Raw genomic sequence first — 2,012 nt, forward strand, 5'->3', positions numbered from 1 at the left:
CACCGGACGAACGCGCCGTCGGCGTCACCGCCGTGCCGGACCCGGCGGCCGCCTTCCCGCCCGGCGCACTCCCGGTCCCGCACGACGTGCTCGGCAAGCTCCCCGTCCCACGCGGAGCACTCACCACCCCGCGCGGCCCGCCCGCAGTCGTCCCGCGCGACGCGCCCACCACCCCGCTCGCCGCACCAACCGTCCCGCGCGACGCGCTCACCGTCGCGCCGCCACCAGCCGCGGCATGTCGCGGGCCGCCTCCACCAGGAACCAGGCGGGCAGTACGGGGTTGCCGTCCTCGTCCGCGGCGATGACGCTCTGGGCGACCTCGACGGAGATCTCGGCGAGCTGCACGAGCAGGGACTTCGCGCGGTAGGCGGTCTGGCGGCCGCTCGCCGAGGCGTGCTCCTTGCTGGCGGGGAGTTCCTTCACGAGACGGCCCCGGAAGGACTCCGCGAGGTAGTACAGGAGGTCGCGGTCCTCGAGGCGGTTCGGCCAGCGGGCCTCGCCCTTCATGATCGCCTCGATGCCGAACCGGCTGCGCACGATCTTCACGTAGCCGCAGAAGGCGACCGCGTGCGCGGGCGTCAGCGTGCCGTGCGCGATCACCTTCAGCGTGGGCTCGTCGAGCGTCGGGCCGAAGGAGTGCAGCGCGTCGGAGAGCATGTGCCAGGAGCGGGGCGTCGAGAAGGGCTCCTCGGTCTTCGGCGGCCTGGACCACAGGTGGTCGGGGCGGTCGATGAGGTGGTCGAGCACCCACGGGTGGATGCCGTTCGCCCCGGCCCACACCAGCCAGTCCTTCGGGGACGCCTCCAGGTGCACATGCGCGAGCCGGTTGACCAGCGCCGACGCGATCGGGCGCGCGAGCGCGTTGTCCGTCGCGCGGTTGCCCGCGCCGATCACGATAGAGCCCGCCGGCAGTTCGTAGTTGCCGATGCGCCGGTCCAGGATCAGCGAGTAGAACGCCTTCTGGACGTCCGGCGTCGCCGCGTTCAGCTCGTCCAGGAACAGGCAGTACGGCTCGTCGCGGGCGATCGCCTCGGGCGGGCAGAAGACCGAACGGCCGTCGCGGATCTGCGGTACGCCGATCAGGTCCTCCGGCGCCAGCTGCGTACCCAGCAGACTCACGCACTCAAGACCCAGCGACTCGGCGAACTCCCTCACCAGGGAGGACTTTCCGATGCCGGGAGCGCCCCAGATGAAGACCGGCCGCACGGTCGCGAGACCGAGCAGCAGTTCCGGTATACGGGCGGGAGTGACGGTGACGGCTGCCTGCACGCAGTGGCTCCTGGAGGGTGTTCGAGCGGGGCGCGCCGGTGCGCGATGTCCGATGCGGACAGTGTGCGCGGCCCCTCCCCGCACCGCAGCCCATTTACGGGGCCCTTGAGCAGCGCGGGGGCCTACGCGACCCGCCGCTCGGGCTCGGTCTCGACGGGCACCTGCGGACCGTCGCACTCGCGCAGCCAGCGCCGCAGTACGAGGTGCACCTGCTCGGCGCCGACCAGTTCCTCCCCGTCCTCGACGGGCGCGGAGAACGTGACGGGCGACATCAGGAAGGGCCTCCCCTGCGCTCCCCCGAGGCCGCCGTGCGAGCCGATCTGCTCCTCGAACGCGAGGACTTCGCCCTCCTGGGGGTCGTACCAGGAGTTGACCATGATGTCCGCGGTGTGCGGGAACGCGTGCGTGCGGCGTACGGCGTCGGCGGCGCCCGGGCCGAAGTCGGCGAGCGGACCCGGGTTCTCGTCCAGTTCGTCCAGCGGGATCTCGGCGCCGTTCGCGCCGAGCACCAGGCCGCCGTGCTCCTCGCTGCGCACGAGGACGAAGCCGACGCCGGGGTGGTTGGCGAGCGTGGTCAGCAGGGCCGGGTGGCGGGCGTCGATCTCCTCGCGGCTCATCCGGTGCGGCACGTCCGGGAAGGACACGAGACCGAGGTTGCCGGAGGCCAGCACGAGCGGCTCCGAGTGGCGGCTGGACGGGCGGTACTCCTCGCGGCCCTCCTCGACGGGCCTGCGCAGCGCGGC

General features: G+C 72.7%; 1 protein-coding gene and 1 pseudogene. Both read right to left on the bottom strand.

Annotation, left to right across the window (positions count from 1 at the left end):
* Window positions 1-207: 207 nt before the first annotated feature.
* Complete coding sequence (locus O3Q52_RS52430; RefSeq protein WP_269655443.1) at window positions 208-1,269, bottom strand: ATP-binding protein; 1,062 nt, start codon at window positions 1,267-1,269, stop codon at window positions 208-210.
* Window positions 1,270-1,391: 122 nt separating this feature from the next.
* Window positions 1,392-2,012 (bottom strand): annotated as a pseudogene (locus tag O3Q52_RS52435) (hypothetical protein); the annotation flags it as partial.

The sequence above is a fragment of the Streptomyces sp. ActVer genome (assembly GCF_027270795.1).
Taxonomy (GTDB): Bacteria; Actinomycetota; Actinomycetes; order Streptomycetales; family Streptomycetaceae; genus Streptomyces; species Streptomyces umbrinus_A.